Annotated in this window: 17 protein-coding genes; 6 read left to right on the forward strand and 11 right to left on the reverse strand. The window is 64.5% G+C overall.

Features of this window, described 5'->3' with window-relative positions:
- Positions 1-14: 14 nt before the first annotated feature.
- The 8 genes from AC04SF_RS01845 to pcaQ form a co-directional block, all read right to left on the reverse strand.
- The gene (locus AC04SF_RS01845; protein ID WP_488476261.1) at positions 15-1,460 is read right to left on the reverse strand and encodes an aldehyde dehydrogenase; all 1,446 of its coding nucleotides are present in this window, start codon (positions 1,458-1,460) and stop codon (positions 15-17) included.
- A gap of 39 nt (positions 1,461-1,499) precedes the next feature.
- On the reverse strand, positions 1,500-2,285 hold the full coding sequence (locus AC04SF_RS01850; RefSeq protein WP_488476665.1) for a coniferyl-alcohol dehydrogenase: 786 nt from the start codon (positions 2,283-2,285) through the stop codon (positions 1,500-1,502).
- A 2-nt stretch (positions 2,286-2,287) separates the two neighbouring features.
- Positions 2,288-3,352 carry a branched-chain amino acid ABC transporter permease gene (locus AC04SF_RS01855; protein ID WP_488476262.1) on the reverse strand — a complete coding sequence of 355 codons (1,065 nt, stop codon included), beginning with the start codon at positions 3,350-3,352 and terminating at the stop codon, positions 2,288-2,290.
- The gene (locus AC04SF_RS01860; RefSeq protein ID WP_488476263.1) at positions 3,349-4,245 is read right to left on the reverse strand and encodes a branched-chain amino acid ABC transporter permease; all 897 of its coding nucleotides are present in this window, start codon (positions 4,243-4,245) and stop codon (positions 3,349-3,351) included. The genes AC04SF_RS01855 and AC04SF_RS01860 overlap by 4 nt, the downstream gene beginning before the upstream one ends.
- Positions 4,242-4,970 (reverse strand): ABC transporter ATP-binding protein, encoded by a 729-nt coding sequence (locus AC04SF_RS01865; protein ID WP_488476264.1) that lies wholly within the window; start codon positions 4,968-4,970, stop codon positions 4,242-4,244. The genes AC04SF_RS01860 and AC04SF_RS01865 overlap by 4 nt, the downstream gene beginning before the upstream one ends.
- Positions 4,967-5,710 carry an ABC transporter ATP-binding protein gene (locus AC04SF_RS01870; protein ID WP_488476666.1) on the reverse strand — a complete coding sequence of 248 codons (744 nt, stop codon included), beginning with the start codon at positions 5,708-5,710 and terminating at the stop codon, positions 4,967-4,969. The genes AC04SF_RS01865 and AC04SF_RS01870 overlap by 4 nt, the downstream gene beginning before the upstream one ends.
- A gap of 21 nt (positions 5,711-5,731) precedes the next feature.
- Positions 5,732-7,048, reverse strand: coding sequence for an ABC transporter substrate-binding protein (locus AC04SF_RS01875; RefSeq protein WP_096455524.1), 1,317 nt, complete (start codon positions 7,046-7,048; stop codon positions 5,732-5,734).
- Between the two features lie 141 nt (positions 7,049-7,189).
- Positions 7,190-8,107: a pca operon transcription factor PcaQ gene (gene pcaQ / locus AC04SF_RS01880; protein ID WP_488476265.1), complete on the reverse strand. Its 918-nt coding sequence runs from the start codon at positions 8,105-8,107 to the stop codon at positions 7,190-7,192.
- A gap of 92 nt (positions 8,108-8,199) precedes the next feature.
- On the opposite strand from pcaQ, the gene pcaD reads away from it, so the two are divergent.
- The 6 genes from pcaD to pobA are packed head-to-tail and all read left to right on the forward strand — an operon-like array spanning position 8,200 to position 13,001.
- The gene (gene pcaD, locus AC04SF_RS01885) at positions 8,200-9,009 is read left to right on the forward strand and encodes a 3-oxoadipate enol-lactonase (protein WP_488476266.1); all 810 of its coding nucleotides are present in this window, start codon (positions 8,200-8,202) and stop codon (positions 9,007-9,009) included.
- Positions 9,002-9,409 (forward strand): 4-carboxymuconolactone decarboxylase, encoded by a 408-nt coding sequence (gene pcaC / locus AC04SF_RS01890; RefSeq protein ID WP_096455528.1) that lies wholly within the window; start codon positions 9,002-9,004, stop codon positions 9,407-9,409. The genes pcaD and pcaC overlap by 8 nt, the downstream gene beginning before the upstream one ends.
- Positions 9,399-10,154, forward strand: coding sequence for a protocatechuate 3,4-dioxygenase subunit beta (gene pcaH / locus AC04SF_RS01895; protein ID WP_488476267.1), 756 nt, complete (start codon positions 9,399-9,401; stop codon positions 10,152-10,154). The genes pcaC and pcaH overlap by 11 nt, the downstream gene beginning before the upstream one ends.
- Complete coding sequence (gene pcaG / locus AC04SF_RS01900) at positions 10,154-10,768, forward strand: protocatechuate 3,4-dioxygenase subunit alpha (protein ID WP_096455532.1); 615 nt, start codon at positions 10,154-10,156, stop codon at positions 10,766-10,768. Before pcaH ends, pcaG begins: the two co-directional genes overlap by 1 nt.
- Positions 10,769-10,776: 8 nt before the next feature.
- The gene (locus tag AC04SF_RS01905; RefSeq protein WP_488476268.1) at positions 10,777-11,829 is read left to right on the forward strand and encodes a 3-carboxy-cis,cis-muconate cycloisomerase; all 1,053 of its coding nucleotides are present in this window, start codon (positions 10,777-10,779) and stop codon (positions 11,827-11,829) included.
- Positions 11,829-13,001 (forward strand): 4-hydroxybenzoate 3-monooxygenase, encoded by a 1,173-nt coding sequence (gene pobA, locus AC04SF_RS01910; RefSeq protein WP_488476269.1) that lies wholly within the window; start codon positions 11,829-11,831, stop codon positions 12,999-13,001. Before AC04SF_RS01905 ends, pobA begins: the two co-directional genes overlap by 1 nt.
- Before the next feature lie 5 nt (positions 13,002-13,006).
- Here the strand turns inward: pobA and AC04SF_RS01915 are convergent, their stop codons facing one another.
- From AC04SF_RS01915 to AC04SF_RS01925, 3 genes are read right to left on the reverse strand one after another with little or no spacing between them, the layout of a single operon-like run.
- Positions 13,007-13,870 (reverse strand): carbohydrate ABC transporter permease, encoded by an 864-nt coding sequence (locus AC04SF_RS01915; RefSeq protein WP_488476270.1) that lies wholly within the window; start codon positions 13,868-13,870, stop codon positions 13,007-13,009.
- Complete coding sequence (locus AC04SF_RS01920) at positions 13,867-14,757, reverse strand: carbohydrate ABC transporter permease (protein ID WP_488476271.1); 891 nt, start codon at positions 14,755-14,757, stop codon at positions 13,867-13,869. The genes AC04SF_RS01915 and AC04SF_RS01920 overlap by 4 nt, the downstream gene beginning before the upstream one ends.
- Positions 14,757-16,049: an ABC transporter substrate-binding protein gene (locus tag AC04SF_RS01925; RefSeq protein WP_488476272.1), complete on the reverse strand. Its 1,293-nt coding sequence runs from the start codon at positions 16,047-16,049 to the stop codon at positions 14,757-14,759. The genes AC04SF_RS01920 and AC04SF_RS01925 overlap by 1 nt, the downstream gene beginning before the upstream one ends.
- Positions 16,050-16,313: the final 264 nt, after the last annotated feature.

The following is a 16,313-nucleotide window of genomic DNA, read 5'->3' on the forward strand; positions in this document are numbered from 1 at the left end:
GTAGCGAGGCCAGGTCAGAACGGATAGTGCTGGCCTGGATCCTCGATCGTCACCCAGCGCAGATCGGTGAATTCGGCGATCGAGGCCTTGCCGCCGAAGCGGCCATAGCCCGAGCCTTTGACACCGCCGAACGGCATCTGCGCCTCGTCGCCGACGGTTGGACCGTTGATGTGGCAGATGCCGGCTTCGATGCGCGCGGCGACCGCCATGGCGCGTTTGATATCGCGGCTGAACACGGCTGACGACAGGCCGTACTCCGTGTCGTTGGCAACGCGTATGGCTTCGTCCTCGCCCTTCACCCGGATCACCGGCTTGACCGGCCCGAAGGATTCTTCCGCATAGACTCGCATGGCCGGCGTCACATGGTCGAGCAGCGTTGCCTCGACAACGGTGCCAGTGCGCTTGCCGCCGGCGACAAGCTTGGCGCCCTTGGCGACCGCATCGGCGACGAGTTCCTCCATCTTGTCGGCGGCCTGGCTGCTGATCAGCGAGCCCAGCACGACATGGCCGCGCGGATCGCCGGCCGGCAGTTGCGAGGCGCGGGCAGCGAGCTTGGAAACGAACGCGTCGGCGACCGTCTCGTCGACGATCAGCCGCTCGGTCGACATGCAGATCTGGCCCTGATGCATGAAGGCGCCGAAGGTGGCCGCGTTGACCGCCGCGTCGATATCGGCATCGTCCAGCACCAGCAATGGCGCCTTGCCGCCGAGTTCGAGCAGCGCCGGCTTCAGGTTCCGGCCGGCGAGTTCGGCGATGATGCGGCCGACCTTGGTCGAACCGGTGAAGTTGACGCGCTTGACCGCAGGGTGGGCTACCAGCGCTTCGACAATCCCGGCGGCATCCTTGGGATCATTGGTGACGACATTGATAACGCCCTTGGGCAGGCCGGCCTCGACCAGCACCTGGCCGATCAGCCGGTGCGTGCCCGGACACATTTCGGAAGCCTTCAGCACCACCGTGTTGCCGCAAGCAATCGGCATGGCGATGGCACGCGTGCCGAGAATGACCGGCGCATTCCACGGCGCGATGCCGAGGCACACGCCGGCCGGCTGGCGGATCGCCATGGCCAGTGTCCCCGGCTTGTCCGAGGGAATGATCTCCCCCGAAATCTGCGTCGTCATCGCCGCCGCCTCGCGCAGCATGTTGGCCGCCAGCATGACGTTGAAGCCGGCCCAGGGACCCGTGGCGCCGGTCTCTTCCATCATCAGCCTGGTGAATTCGCCGACCTTGGAGGCCATCACATCAGCCGCCCTGGACAGCAAGGCGCGGCGCTCGCCAGGCCCAGTCTTAGACCAGGTCGTAAAGGCCGCGGCAGCAGCTTCCACGGCGGCATTGGCATCGGCGACGCTGGCCGCTGCGGCGCGCGTTGCCAGCTTGCCGGTGAACGGGTCCATGCGCTCATAGGAGGCCGAACCGGACGCATCCCTTTTGTCGCCGTCGATCAGAAGTCCGATATCCATGATTGTCTCCCTCGCTCCATCAGGAGCGCCTCGTTGGTTTTAGAAGCCGAGCACTTCGGCGTTGATCGATGCCTCGAGGCCGCCATCGACCGGTACATTCGCGCCGTTGACCCAGCGGGCGCCGTCCGAGCACAGGAACAGCACGACAGGCGCGATATCGCCCGACGTGCCGGCGCGACCGACCCTGGCAATGTCGCTGTCGACGCGGGCATCGCCGAGCACGCTGCGGAATTGTTTCAGGATGGGCGTCTCGACCGGTCCGGGGCTCACCGCATTGACGCGGATGCCCCGGCGTTTGAACAGATCCTGGTGCGCGGCGCGAAATGTCCACAGCAGGAGCAGTTCCTTCGAGACGGGATAGCCCTCCTCGTTCTTGACCGCGTGATCGGCGACCACATCGGCGACATCGGGAAAGCCCTCTATGGCCACCATCGAGGCGGCACGGTTGAGATTGGCGCGCCAGCCATGGCCGGCGATCGAGGCGACGTTGACGATGGCGCCGCCTTCGCGAAGTCTTGGCGCGAGGCCTTCCGAGAGCGCCCTGAGACCAAAGAAATTGACGGCCAGCGTCGCTGCCGCGCCGGTGTTGCCCGAGAGGCCAGCGACATTGCAGAGCGCGTCGAGGCGCTGCGGCAGGCGCGCGATCAACTCGTCGACGCCGGCCTTTGACGAGATGTCGGCCTTGACGAAGCTGCCGACCGGTGCGGCCGGCTCGCGCACGTCGACACCGATCACGTCAGCGCCAAGCTGGCCGGCCAGTTCCGCCGTGCGGGCGCCGATGCCGGAGGCGACACCGGTGATGAGGATCGTCTTGCCGAAAAGCATGGTCATGCCTTCTCCCGAGAGGTCGTGGATTGTTGTGGCGAGGGCTCCGCGTTGCCGTCGCCGATATCAGCCGGAAGCCTGACACGGTAGCCGACCGGCAGCAGGCGCAGCCCAAAACGCTCCTCGATCGTTCCCCACAGGCCGCGCGGCAGGAAAAGCGAGAACAGCACGGCGGTAGCGCCAAGGCCGACCAGGTACCAGACGCCGGTGCCGCCGAACCAGGTTTCGATGAGGAAGAACACCAGCGCGCCGAGAATGGCGCCTTCGAACGTGCCGATGCCGCCGACCAGCACCATGAAGATCATGTAGGCGGTCCACTGCACGTTGAAATAGGTCTTCGGCTGGAAGGTGATGGAGGTCGCCAGCCACAGCGCGCCGGCAATGCCGATGCCGAAGGCGGCGAGCACGAACAGCAGCCGCTTGGTGCCGGTGACGCGCACGCCGACTGAGGCGGCGGCATCCTCATTGTCGCGGATGGCGCGGATCGCCGCACCCGTGCTGCCGCGCAGCAGGCCGAACAGGATGGCGAGCAGGGCGGTCATCGAGGCCAGCGCCAGCCAGTAGATCGTCACCCGCCGTGTCGAGGCATCGTAGATATTGAGCGAGATCAGCGACGTGCCGGTTTCGCCTTGTACCAGCCGATCGAGATTGACCAGGAGATGCGTCAGCGCCGCGATCACCCACATGCCGATGGCGAACTCGCCGTTCTTCAGCCGCAGCATGAACAGCGACAGCGGCCAGGAAACCAGGCCGACAATGACAGCCGAAACGAAAAGCGAGGCGAAAGGGTTGAGGCCGGCATCGGCCAGCCGGATGGCGAAATAGGCGCCAAGCCCGAAGAACACCTGCTGGCCGACCGAGACCAGTCCGCCGAAGCCGGCCAGCGCATTCCACATCGCCGCCAGGATCACATAGATGAACAGCGCCGTCATGCGATCGACCGCGCCGGCCGACAGGAACTGTGGCGCGACGGCCAACAGCGCGATGATGACGGCGACCGCAATCGCCGCGGTCCGCGACGCTGTCGTGCCGCGCTCGATGACGGGTGAGGTCGAGACCGCACTCATGACACGCTCCGGGAAGGCAGGCGCAACAGGCCACGCAGGCCAAGGCTTGACGTGGACAGCCGCACGAACAGCACGACCAGGAACACCGCATGGCCGCCGATCAGAAAGCCTTGCGGATGCACCTGCGCGCCGAGCGTCTGCGCCAGCGCCAGCGCCATGCCGCCGATCAGCGTCCCCCACAGCGAACCGGCGCCGCCGATCACTGCAGCTTCGAAAGCAAACAGCAATTGCGGCGCGCCGGCATAGGGATCGAAGGTGGCGCGCATGCCCAGAAACGCGCCGGCAAGACCGACCGTGACCATGGCGATGGAAGCGGCTATTGCATTGGCGCGGCGCGCATCGACGCCGACCAGGCCCGCGGTATCCGGGTCTTCGGAAGTGGCACGGATCGAGCGCCCGAGCCTTGTGCGGGTGAGGAACAATTGCAGCCCGCCAAGCAGGATCACGGAGGTGGCAAACATGATCACCGCGAGTTTGCCGACATAGATGCTGCCGGGCCATTCCCAGGAATCATAGGACAGGCTGCCGATATAGGGCGCCAGCGAACGCGTATCGGCGCCGAACTGCTCGAACAGCATGTTGTCGATGACGATGGCGAGGCCAAACGTGGTCAGGATCGGCAGCAGCGCGCCGCCACGCGCGCTGCGCTCGAGCAGGAAGCGTTGCAGCGCCCAGCCGATCGCCGCCATCAAAGGCAGCACGATGAGCAGGCCGACAAAGGGCGAGACATGGAACCGTGAGGCGAGCCACCACAGCGCAAAGGCCGCGAACACGGCGAGACTGCCATGGGCGAGGTTGATGATGCGCATCACCGAGAACATGAAGGACAGGCCGCAGGCGATCAGCGCGTAATAGCCACCAAGCAGGATACCCTGGATGATCTGGTTGCTCATGCCGGAACGCTCCCGGGGCTTTTCCGGTGCAGGCCGAAATAGGCCTTCGTTACATCGTCGCGCGATACCGCCTTGCTCGGCCCTTCGAGCGCGACACGCCCCTCGAGCATGCAGATGACCCTGTCGGAAACCGACAGCGCGCGGTTGAGGTCCTGTTCGACGAGGATGATGGTCGTGCCGGAAGCGATCAATCCCTGAAGTGCGGAATAGACGCGGTCGACGATCAGCGGCGACAGGCCGAGCGAAACCTCGTCGAGCAGAAGCACGTCCGGATTGCTCATCAGCGCGCGGCCGATCGCCGTCGCCTGCTGCTCGCCGCCCGAGAGATGGCCCGTCTTGGCATGGCGGCGCGGCTTCAGATTGGGAAACATCTCCAGCACCTTGTCGACGCTCCAGTCACCCCGCCGGCCGGCGGTTTTGCCGAGCAGCAGGTTTTCTTCGACCGTCATCTGCACGAAGAGCTTTCGCCCCTCCGGCACCAGCGCGATGCCCATGCCGACGCGCCTGTGCGATGGCACGCTGGTGAGGTCGGCGCCGTCGAGCAGCACGCGGCCGGCGGCCGGCTGATGCGCGCCGGCGATTGCCCTGAGCAGCGTCGTCTTGCCGGCGCCATTGGCGCCGACCAGCGCCAGCGTCTCGCCGCGTTCGACAGAGAAACTCACGCCGCGCACCGCTTGCAGCAGGCCGTGGCGGACAACCAGGTTCTCGACCGCCAGCAGGCTCATTTGGGGCCTCCGCCGAGATAGGCGCGCACGACCTCGGGATCGGCCATCACCGCTTGCGGCTCGCCGTCGGCGATGATTTTTCCCGCATCCATGCAGATCAGCCGCTCGGCGACCTGCAGCAGGATGTGGACGATGTGTTCGATCCAGACGATGCCGATCTTGCGCCGGCGCAATTCCTTGATCGTGTCGACCAGCTCACCGGCTTCGCCGTCGGTCAGCCCGCCGCCGATCTCGTCCAGCAACAGCAGCGTCGGCCTTGCCGCCAGCGCGCGTGCCAGTTCCAGCCGCTTGCGGTCGAGCAGGCCGAGCGTCTCGGCGCGGCGGTTGGCCACACCCAGCATGCCGCACAGCTTCAGCGAGCCGAGCGCTTCCTCGTAGGCCTCGTCGCGGCCGAGCCCTGCGCCATGCGACGCGGCGACGAAGACATTCTCGAATGTGGTCATGCCGCTGAACGGTTTGGGCACCTGATGCGTGCGCACCAGGCCGAGCCGGCAACGCTGCGTCGCCGGCAGCGCCGTCACGTCGCCGCCCTTGAAGCGGACCGTGCCCGCACTTGGCGGAAAGGCGCCTGAAAGCACGCTGAGCAGCGTGGTCTTGCCGGCGCCGTTCGGGCCAACAATGCCGACCGCCTCGTCGGCTGCCATGGTGAAGTCGACGTCATCCAGCACCACAAGCGCGCCGAAGCGCTTGTGGATGCCGGCGGCAGCGAGAACAGCCTGTTGTTGCGGATGGGTCACCAGGCGATCCTCGTCAGCGGTCCATCAGCCGTTGTAAGGCAGAAGCTTGGCTTCGACGGGCACTTTCGGATCGGTGGCGTTCTCGGTCACCACATAGTCGAGCGGGAATTTGCTGCCTTCTTTGGCGGCCACCCACTGCGTGCCGATGATCGGGCCGGGCGAGACATTGGCGACCGGTCCGCTGGTGAAGTCGACCTTGCCGATCATCGTCTCGGTCTTGAGCGTGCTCAGCGCCTTGGCCACCGCCGCCTTGTCCTTGGCGTTGGTGCTGGCCTTCAGCGCTTCGAAGCCGGCGTCGAGCAGCGACATCGAGGCGCCGAGCTGCTGCGTCCACTGCTTGCCGCTCGCCGCCTCGTAGCCGTCGGCGAGTTCGGTGCCCGAAACACCGGTCAGCGGCGACTTGTAGGGGAAGGCCTTGTGCCAGTAGGCGGCGCTGGAAATCTTCATGCCGAGATCGCCGAGCGCCTCAATGTCGGACGGGAACAGTCCGGTCTTGGCGACCTGGCAGATCTTGATCTGCTTGATCAGCCCCTGTTGTGCCGCCTGGCGCCAGAAGGCGGCGAAGTCAGGCGGGATCGGGAAGGAGTTGAAGATCTCGACGCCTTCCTGCTTGAACAGCGCGATCTGCGAGGAATAGTCGGTGGTGCCGGTTTCATAGGCGCCGGGATCGACAATGGTAAAACCTTGCTTGGCCAGCAGTGGCGCCAGATTGGCGCGGATGGCGTTGCCGTCGGCATCGTTGGGATACATGACGCCGACCTTCTTGTTGGTCTCCATCAGGTTCCATTGCGAGATGTAGGTCTTGAAGAACTCGCCGACGCCGAAGCCGAAATGATAGGTCCATTTGAACGGCGAGGGCGCGCCCGGTTTGGCGCCTCGGCCGAAATACCAGGCTTCCCAGGGCATGACGGTCGACAGGCACGGCACGCCGGCGGCCTCGCAGGCATCGGCCACCGGATTGATCACTTCGGGCGTCGACACCGCCAGCATCAGGTCGATGGCCTGGTTGTTGATCAGGTCCTTGGCGAGCTGGCCCGCGCGGGAGGGATCCGATTGCGTGTCCTGATCGAGGATTTCCACACTGTATTTCTTGCCGCCGATTTCAAGGCCGCCGGCCAGTGCCTTGCGGGCAAGATCGAGCACATAGCCGTCGGTCTGGCCAAAGCCGGCCAAAGGTCCGGTGCGCGGACTGACGAAGCCGACCTTGAGCGTGTCGGCCGCCTGGGCGAAGGCCTTGCCGCCGCCGAGCGCCAGCGCCGCGCCGCCGGCAATCGAGGTGGCAATGAACTGGCGCCGAGACACGCCACGAATATTGGATCTGCTACCGCTAGCGTAGGTCATGCATTCCTCCCTCTGTGGTCCTCCATCGGTACAGTGCACCAGTGTTTTGGTTCGGTAAAATGATATTTTGCGGTGTTTCGTTAACCCCTGGGTTAGGAGATTTCTGATGAAGACGGCACCCGGTCCGACCAGTCCAATGCCTCACTTGCCCGGCCTTGCCGCCTCGCGAATGGTCTGAAGCAGGATGGTGAAGGCCGGCGAGAGCGCCGTGTCGGTGCGCATCGTCAGGCCGACCGGCCCTTTGGTCTCCTCGGTGTCGACCGGCAAAGCGACGAAGGCGCGGCTGGCGATTTCGTTGGCCACCACGCCGGCCGAAATGATCCAAACCGCATCGCTCTGTCGCATGAAGGAGCGGCCGAAGGAGTCCGAGACAGTTTCGATCTCGGTTGCGGGCGCGGTCATGCCATTGGTGATGAACAGGCGGTCGACAAAGGGGCGAATGACGGATTCCCGCGTCGGCATCAGCACCGGGAATTCGTCGAGCCTTGCGAAGATGTCTGCTCCCGGTTCGAGCAGCGGATGTCCGGCCCGCACCACGAACAGCACCTGTTCGGAATAGAGGTGTTCGAAGAAGAAGCCGGTCATGTTTTCGGGCGCCGCCAGCCGGCCGACGACGAGATCGAGCGCGCCGATGCGCAATTGTTCGAGCAGCACGGCATTCTCGCCGGTGACGATCTTGATCGCGGCGCCGGTGTTTTCCCTGAGGAACAGGCTCATGGCCTGTGGCATGACCTTCGCCGATACTGTCGGCAGCGCGCCGATGCGGATCGGATGGCGATTGATGGCGCCGTCCTGGCGAACGGAATCGACGCCGCGCTTCAACGCCGTAATCGCCGAGCCGGCATGGCCGAGGAAGATCTCGCCGAGCCTTGTGACGCGGATGCCGCGCCCGTCACGCTCGACAACGGCGACACCGAGCGCCTCCTCCAACTCACGCAACGTCTTGGTCACCGCCGGCGCGCTGACATGCAGGAAGTCGGCGGCGCGGGCCACGCTGCCTTGCCGCGCGACCTCCAGGAAGGCCTGCAGATGACGGAAGCGGATGCGGCCCTCGGCCATAATTTGATAACCCCTGAGTTAATGGAATGGCGCAAAATATCATTTTACTGAACCAAATCCCTTGTGCAATGTGAAGATGGAGGATCGAAATCGTGCCATTCGTCACCATCGGCGGCATCACGCTGCATCACCGCCACGTCAGGGCGGCCGGCAATGCGCGCGCGATCATATTCATCAATTCGTTGGGCACCGACTTCCGGATCTGGGACGACGTTGTCGCTGCACTTGATGGCGAAATGTCCTGGCTGGTCTATGACAAGCGCGGCCACGGACTGTCCGACATCGGCGACATCAGGTCGATCGACGATCATGTCGACGATCTCTTGGGGCTCGTCGATCATTTCGGGTTGGAGAAGGTTGTGCTGTGCGGCCTGTCGGTCGGCGGCATGATCGCGCAAGGGCTCTATGCCAGGCGCCCGGAGATCGTCGAGGCCATGATCCTGTGCGACACGGCCCACAAGATCGGTACCAACGAGAGCTGGAACACACGCATCGCGGTGGTTGAACGCAAGGGTATCCAGGCCATTGCCGACGGCGTGCTCAAAGTGTGGTTCACCCCCGCCTTCCATACCGCACGGGTGGCCGAGCTTGACGGCTATTGGAACATGATGACCCGGCAAGCACTCGCCGGCTACATCGGGACTTGCAGGGCCGTCCGCGACGCTGATTTTACTGACGCGGCGCGTCGCATCGCGGTGCCGACGCTCTGCGTCGTCGGCGACCAGGATGGCTCGACGCCGCCCGATCTCGTCCGCTCGCTGGCCGCTCTGATCCCCGGCGCGCGCTTCGAGATCATCCGCGACGCCGGGCACATTCCTTGCGTCGAACAGCCCAAAGCGCTGGTCGTGCTGATCCGCGATTTTGTCGCATCGCTTGCCCCTGGAGCACAAACCCATGGATGAAGTCCCCGGCAACGCAGCCAGATATCGCACCGGCCTCGCGGTGCGGCGCGCCGTGCTCGGCGACCGCCATGTCGACCGGGCCGAGGTCACCGCCACGGATTTCGACCAGCCTTTCCAGGAACTGATCACCGAGGCTGCCTGGGGGACGGTGTGGTCGCGGCCGGGTCTCAGCAAGCGCGAGCGCTCGATCGTCACGCTGGCGCTGCTGGCCGCACTCGGCCATGATGAAGAGGTCGCCCTGCATGTGCGCGCCACGGCCAACACCGGTGCCACGCGCGACGATATCTGCGAGGCGTTCCTGCATGTCGCCATCTATGCCGGCGTGCCGGCCGCCAACCGTGCCTTCAGGATAGCCAAGGACGTGTTTTCGGAAATGGACGGAGCCGACAATGCCAGCTGAGTCAGGCTCGAACCGGAGGCCCGAGACCGGCGCCTTCTTCCAGCGCGACCGGACATGGCATCCGCCGGCGCTGACGCCGGGCTACAAGAGTTCGGTGCTGCGCTCGCCGCAGAAGGCGCTTTTGTCCTTCGACAACACGCTGTCGGAAATAGCCGGACCGGTCTTCGGCCATGCCATGCTCGGTGAACTGGACGCCGACCTGATCCACAATTTCGCCAGGCCGGGCGAGAGCGCGATCGGCGAGCGCATCATCGTCCATGGGCGCGTGCTCGATGAGCGCGGTGTTGGCGTTCCCGGCGTGCTCATCGAATTCTGGCAGGCCAATGCCGGCGGCCGCTACCGCCACAAGAAGGACGGCTATCTCGCGCCGCTCGATCCGAATTTCGGCGGCTGCGGCCGCACCATTACGGGCCAGGATGGTGGCTATGCCTTCCGCACCGTCAAACCCGGGCCATATCCCTGGCCGAACGGGCCTAATGACTGGCGTCCGGCGCACATCCATTTCTCGGTTTTCGGCCATGGCTTTGCCCAGCGGCTGATCACGCAGATGTATTTCGAGGGCGACCCGCTGATCTGGAAATGCCCGATCGTGCGCGGCATCGCCGACAAGGCGGCCATCGAGGCACTGACGGCCATCCTCGACACGCAGGCGACGATCCCGATGGACGCGCTCGCCTACAAGTTCGACATCGTGCTGCGCGGGCGCCGTTCGTCGCTGTTCGAAAACCGGCTGGAGGGCAATTGATGGCGCAATCGCTCGACAGGCTGAAGGAGAGCCCCTCGCAGACCGCAGGCCCTTACGTCCATATCGGGCTGACGCCCAATTTCTGCGGCGTCAGTGGCGTCTATGCGGCCGATCTCGGCGCGACCATGGTCAACGACAAGACCAAGGGTGAGCGCATCGGTCTCAAGATCCGTGTGCTCGACGGCACCGGCACGCCGCTCAAGGACGCGCTGATCGAGATATGGCAGGCGGATGCGGACGGGCTCTACAATTCGCCGGCCGAATTGCGCGGTGCCGCCGATGCAAACTTTCAGGGCTGGGGCCGCTGCCCAACCGACATGGACACCGGCGTCTGCGCCTTCGAGACGATCAAGCCCGGTCGTGTTCCGTTCCGGGATGGTCGCCTGATGGCGCCGCATATCACGCTGTGGATCGTCGCCCGCGGCATTAATCTTGGCCTGCACACACGGCTCTATTTCTCCGACGAGGAAAAGGCCAATGGCGAGGATCCGATCCTGGCGCGCATCGAGCACCGCATCCGCGTGCCGACGCTGATCGCCGAGCGCCAAGGCGACACCTACGTCTTCGACGTCCATCTCCAGGGGGAGAAGGAAACGGTCTTCTTCGACAGCTAGGAGATCTCATGACCGTATCGCCCTTCGACCATCCGTTGCTGTCCGCTCTCCTCGGTGACGAGGAGGCATCGAGGCATTTTTCCGTTGAAGCAGAAATCGAGGCGGCGCTGGCGTTCGAGAGCGCGCTGGCGGAGGCCGAGGCTGAGAACGGGATCATCAGCAAGTATGCAGCGGCAGCGATCGTGACCGCGCTAGCCTCGTTTAGGCCGGACACCGCCTTGCTGCGGGCCGGCGTCGCCAAGGACTGCGTCATGATTCCGGAACTGGTACGCCAGATCAGAGTGACGGTCGGCGAACCGCATGGCGACAAGGTGCATTTCGGTGCCACCAGCCAGGATGTCATCGACACGAGCCTGATGCTGCGGCTGAAAGCGATCGTCGAGCACCTCGGCCTGCTGCTGACCGAGACCGTTTTGCGCCTCACCTCGCTTGAAGAGCGCTTCGGGAGCAGGGCATTGACCGGCATGACCCGTATGCAGCCGGCGATCCCGATCAGAGTGACGGATCGCGTGACAGCCTGGCGTACGCCGTTGCAGCGACATCAGGAAAGGTTGTCGGATCAGTCCAGGCGCCTGCTGGTGGTGCAGTTCGGCGGCGCCGCCGGCACGCTGGAAAAGTTTGGCGACAAGGGGCCGGCGGTGCGCGCCGCGCTTGCCGCAAAACTCGGCCTTGCCGATGCGCCGCAATGGCAGAGCCAGCGCGACGCGCTCGCCGACTTTGCCGGCTGGCTGTCGCTGCTGACCGGCAGCCTCGGCAAGTTCGGTCAGGACGTCGCGCTGATGGCGCAGGGTGGCGCCGAGATCGCGCTTTCCGGCGGGGGCGGCTCGTCGGCCATGCCGCACAAGCAGAACCCGGTGAAGGCCGAGGCGCTGGCGGCGCTGGCCCGCTTCAACGCAACGCAGCTTTCCGGCATGCATCATGCGCTGGTGCATGAGCAGGAGCGCTCGGGCGCAGCCTGGACGCTGGAATGGCTGCTACTGCCGCAGATGGTGGTGGCCACTGCCGCGTCGCTGCGGCTCGCCGCCGAACTGGCAGCACAGATCGAAAGCCTCGGCCACTGATGCGCACCCAGGTCGTCATTATCGGGTCAGGGCCTTCCGGCCTGCTGCTTGGCCAACTTCTGGCCGGCATCAGCGTCGAGACGGTCATTCTCGAACGCTCGAGCCGCGAGCATGTGCTTGGCCGCGTGCGGGCAGGGGTGCTCGAACAGGGCACGGTCGAATTGCTGGAAGAGGCCGGCGCTGCCGCAAGGCTGCATGCCGAAGGCTTGCCGCATTCCGGCATTTCGCTGGCTTTCGATGGGCGCCTGCACCGCATCGATCTCGCCGCGCTCACCGGCGGCAGGCATGTCACCGTCTACGGCCAGACCGAGGTGACGCATGATCTGATGGACAAGCGCGAAGCAGCCGGCCTCGTCACCGTCTACGAGGCTGCTGATGTCGCGCTACACGATTTCGATGGCGCCGCACCGTTCGTCACCTATGCGAAGGACGGTGTCAGCCATCGCATCGATTGCGATTTCATCGCCGGCTGTGATGGCTATCACGGCGTCAGCCGCAGATCGGTGCCGGGTGCTGCGCTGAAATCCTTCGAGCGGCAGTATCCGTTCGGCTGGCTCGGCGTGCTGGCCGAAGTGCCGCCGGCCGATCACGAACTGGTCTACGCCAACCACGAGCGGGGTTTTGCGCTGTGCTCGATGCGCTCGACGCACCGCAGCCGCTACTATGTGCAGTGCCCGCAGGACGATCGCGTCGAGGCCTGGTCGGATGACCGCTTCTGGGACGAGTTGCGCCGCCGCTTGCCGGAACGGACCGCGGCAAGCGTCACCATCGGGCCGTCCTTCGAAAAGTCGATTGCGCCGCTGCGCTCCTTCGTTGCCGAGCCGATGCGCTTCGGCCGGCTGTTCCTGGTCGGCGATGCCGCCCACATCGTGCCGCCGACCGGCGCCAAGGGCCTCAACCTCGCTGCCAGCGACGTGCGCTATCTCTTCGCTGGGTTGCGTGACTTCTACGTTGATAAATCCCACGCCGGTATCGAGGCCTATTCGCAAAAGGCGTTGGCGCGCGTGTGGAAGGCGGTGCGCTTTTCCTGGTGGATGACGACCATGCTGCATCGCTTTCCCGACACCGGCGATTTCGGCCAGCGTATCCAGGAAGCCGAACTCGACTATCTCGTGCACTCACAGGCGGCGTCGACCGCGCTCGCGGAGAACTATGTCGGGCTGCCGTACTGAAGCAGCTATCCCTTGATCGCCGAACCGACGAGGGAATCGACGAAGAAGCGCTGCAGCAGGACGAACAGGATGAGCGGCGGCAGCACGGCCAATGTCGCGCCGGCCATCACCAGCCCGGTGTTGACCGCACCCCTGTTGTAGCTGAGCAGGCGGCTGAGGCTGATGACGATCGGATAGGCGTCGGCATTGCCCTGCAGCACGGTCAGTGGCCAGAGATAGCTGTTCCAGTGATAGACGAAGGCGAACAGCGCCAGCGCGGCGATCGCAGGCGCGACGCTGGGCGCCACTATCTTGAACAGGATCAGCAACTCCGAAGCGCCGTCCATGCGCGCGGCGTCGATCAGATCGTCGGGCACGCCTGATATGAACTGGCGCATCAGGAAGATGCCGAAGGCGTTGGCGAGGTTGGGCACGATGATGCCGGCGAGGCTGGCGTTGAGGCCGATCGAACCGACCAGCCGGTAGAGCGGGATCAGCGTCACGATCGGCGGCAGGAACATGGTGGCGATCAGCAGCGAAAACAAAAGCGATTTGGCAGGGAAGTGGTATTTTGCGAAGGCGTAGCCGGCCATCATGCTGGTGATCAGGATGCCGGCGGTGGTGATCGAGGCGATGACCAGGGAGTTCCACATCGAGCGGCCGACATTGACCACGCCCGAAACCTTCTCATAGGCGTCGAGACTGGGTGTGTGCGGTATCCACACCGGCGGCACCTGCATGCTCTCGGCCGGCGTTTTCAGGCTCGAAAGCACCATCCACACCAGCGGGAAAGCAGATGCCACGGCGACCAGCAGCATCAGCGTCGCCAGCAGCGCCTTGCGGCCGGACGGGCGCCTGCGCGGCAGCAGGCTCGACGATCCCCCGCTCATTCCTGATCCTTCCGGTTGGCGAGAGCAAACAGCGCGCAGACCACGACGATCAGCGACAGCATCAGCATGACGGCCATGGCCGAACCCAGCCCGCCCTGCGCCCGTTCGATGCCGACGCGGCGTATGTGGTAGGTGAGCACATTGGTCGAGCCGACCGGGCCGCCCTGCGTGATCAACGCCACCGGCTCGAACACCTGCACCGCATTGATGATGGCGATGACGGCGCTGAACAAAAGCGTGCGCCGCATCAGCGGCAGGGTGATGAAGCGGAACTGCTCGAAGCGGTTGGCGCCGTCCAGCTTCGCCGCCTCGTAGAGGCTGCCGGGGATCTGCGTCAGCCCGGCGATCGCCAGCACGGTGAAATAGCCGACCTGCTGCCAGACATTGAGGAAGACGATCGAGATCAGCGCCGAGCGCGGCGACGACAGAAAGGGCTGCGGGCCGATACCGATGAGGCCGAGCATCTGGTTGAGCGGTCCTTCGCTGGGCGAATAGAGTTTCGACCAGACCAGCGCCACCGCGATCATCGGCACCATGTAGGTGGAAAACAGCACCGTCCGCAGCGCCGTGCCGCCGGCGACGTCTTGCTGATAGACCATCAGGCCGAAGACCACCGACAGCGGCAGGATGAGGATGACGGACAGCGCGGTGTAGATGGCGGTGTTGGTGAGCGCGCCCTTGAAGTCGCGCCCGACCGAGGAGGCCCTAAAAATCTCGCGGAAATTGTCGAGGCCGATGAAGCTGGCGCTGGAAAACGGCGTCTGCGTCGACCAGTCCTGAAAGGACAGCCAGACGGTGAGCAGCATCGGCAACAGGATGAAGATGCCGATCAGCGTCGCGGCGGGCGCAAGCATGATGCCCGCCGAGGCACGGTACCTCTGGATCATTATTTGGCGGCGCGCTCCAGGATCGATGTGGCGTCGGCCTGCGCCGTCGCCTGCGCATCCTTGGCCGAGACCTGGCCATACTGCAACGCCTCGATCGTCTGCTGCAGGGATTCCGAGAATTCCTGGCCGCCCGGCACGACCGGGAATGGCTTGGCATCGGCAAGCACGCTGACATAGCCGGAGAGGAATTCCGAGCCGAGCTTGTCCTTGTGCGCCTCGATGTCGGACAGGCGCGATGGCAGGATGCCTATCGACATCAGTATGTCGGACATGGCCGACGCGCCATTCTTGCCGGACTTCGGATTGTTCAGCCAGGCGAGGAAGTCCCACGCCGCCTTCTGCTCGGCAGCACCGGCATTGGCGTTGACCACGGTCATCCAGGAATAGGAGATCGAATGTGGCTTGTCGCCGCTCGGGCCGACAGGGATCGGCGCGGTGGCAATATCGGCGAATTTGTCGCCCATGCCGGTCTTCAGCGCGCTTTCCCACCAATTGGCCATGATGATCATGCCCGTCTTGCCGGAGACGAAATTGTCGAGGAACGGACCGGTGGTGTTGGCGTCGGCCGTCGCCATCGCCGGCACGCTCGCGCCCGACTTGATCAGGTCCTCATAGAGCTGGAAGGTCTGCGTGGCCTGCGGGCTGTCCAGCACCGGCTTGCCGTCCTTGACCAGATCGCCGCCATTGGAAACCAGCAGCGAGGCGAAGGGATGGACGACGCCGGCAGCCCAACTGTTGATCATGCCGAAGCCCTGCTGGCCGGCCTCCGTGTTGGTCAGTTTCTTGGCCGCGTCCTTAAACTCATCCCAGGTCTTGGGTGGGGCGGCGATGCCGGCCTGCTTGAACAGCGCCTTGTTGTAGTTCAGCGCATAGACGTCGATCTCGTTGGGAATGCCGTAGAGCGTGCCGCCGACAGAGGCGGCGCTGGTGACGCCCGCCGGCCATGAGGCCTTGACCTCGCTGGCCACCGCATCGGGAGCGGGCGCGACAAGCTTGTCGCGGGCGAGTTCCGGCAGCCACAGATCGTAGATGCCGCCGATGGTCGGCCCGTCCGCGCCGCCGCCTTGCGAGCGCAGCGTGGTCAGGAGATCGCCGAAGGGAACGGCGCGCACGGTGACGTTGACATCCGGATTGGTCTTGGAAAAATCCTTGGCCGCCGCTTCCAGCAGCGCGACCGTCTCCGGCGACCAGTGCGTCAGATAGGAGATGTTGACCGATTGCGCCCAAGCGGTGGCGGGCAGGACGGCAAGGCCCGCGGCCAGAGCCAGTTTCGAAGTCCAGGCAAACGACATTCCTCATCCTCCCTATCGATCACGATGACGTTATGACAAGTTGAGGCGACGGCGCAAGAGCCTGCAGTCGAAAAAGCTTGGTGTCGACCGGTTTCGGATTTCTTCGCGTTGCCAGCTAAAGATGTTTTATCATTTAAAAACAATATGATGAATGCCTATAACCCTCAGATCTTCCCGGTCGATGCCATCCCAGAGGCATGCCAGACCTCTTGCGAATGCTGCTATGTCGTTATAATGACTTTGGCCGAGCGAATGACTCTCTCG

This window comes from Mesorhizobium sp. CNPSo 4671 (genome assembly GCF_057784245.1).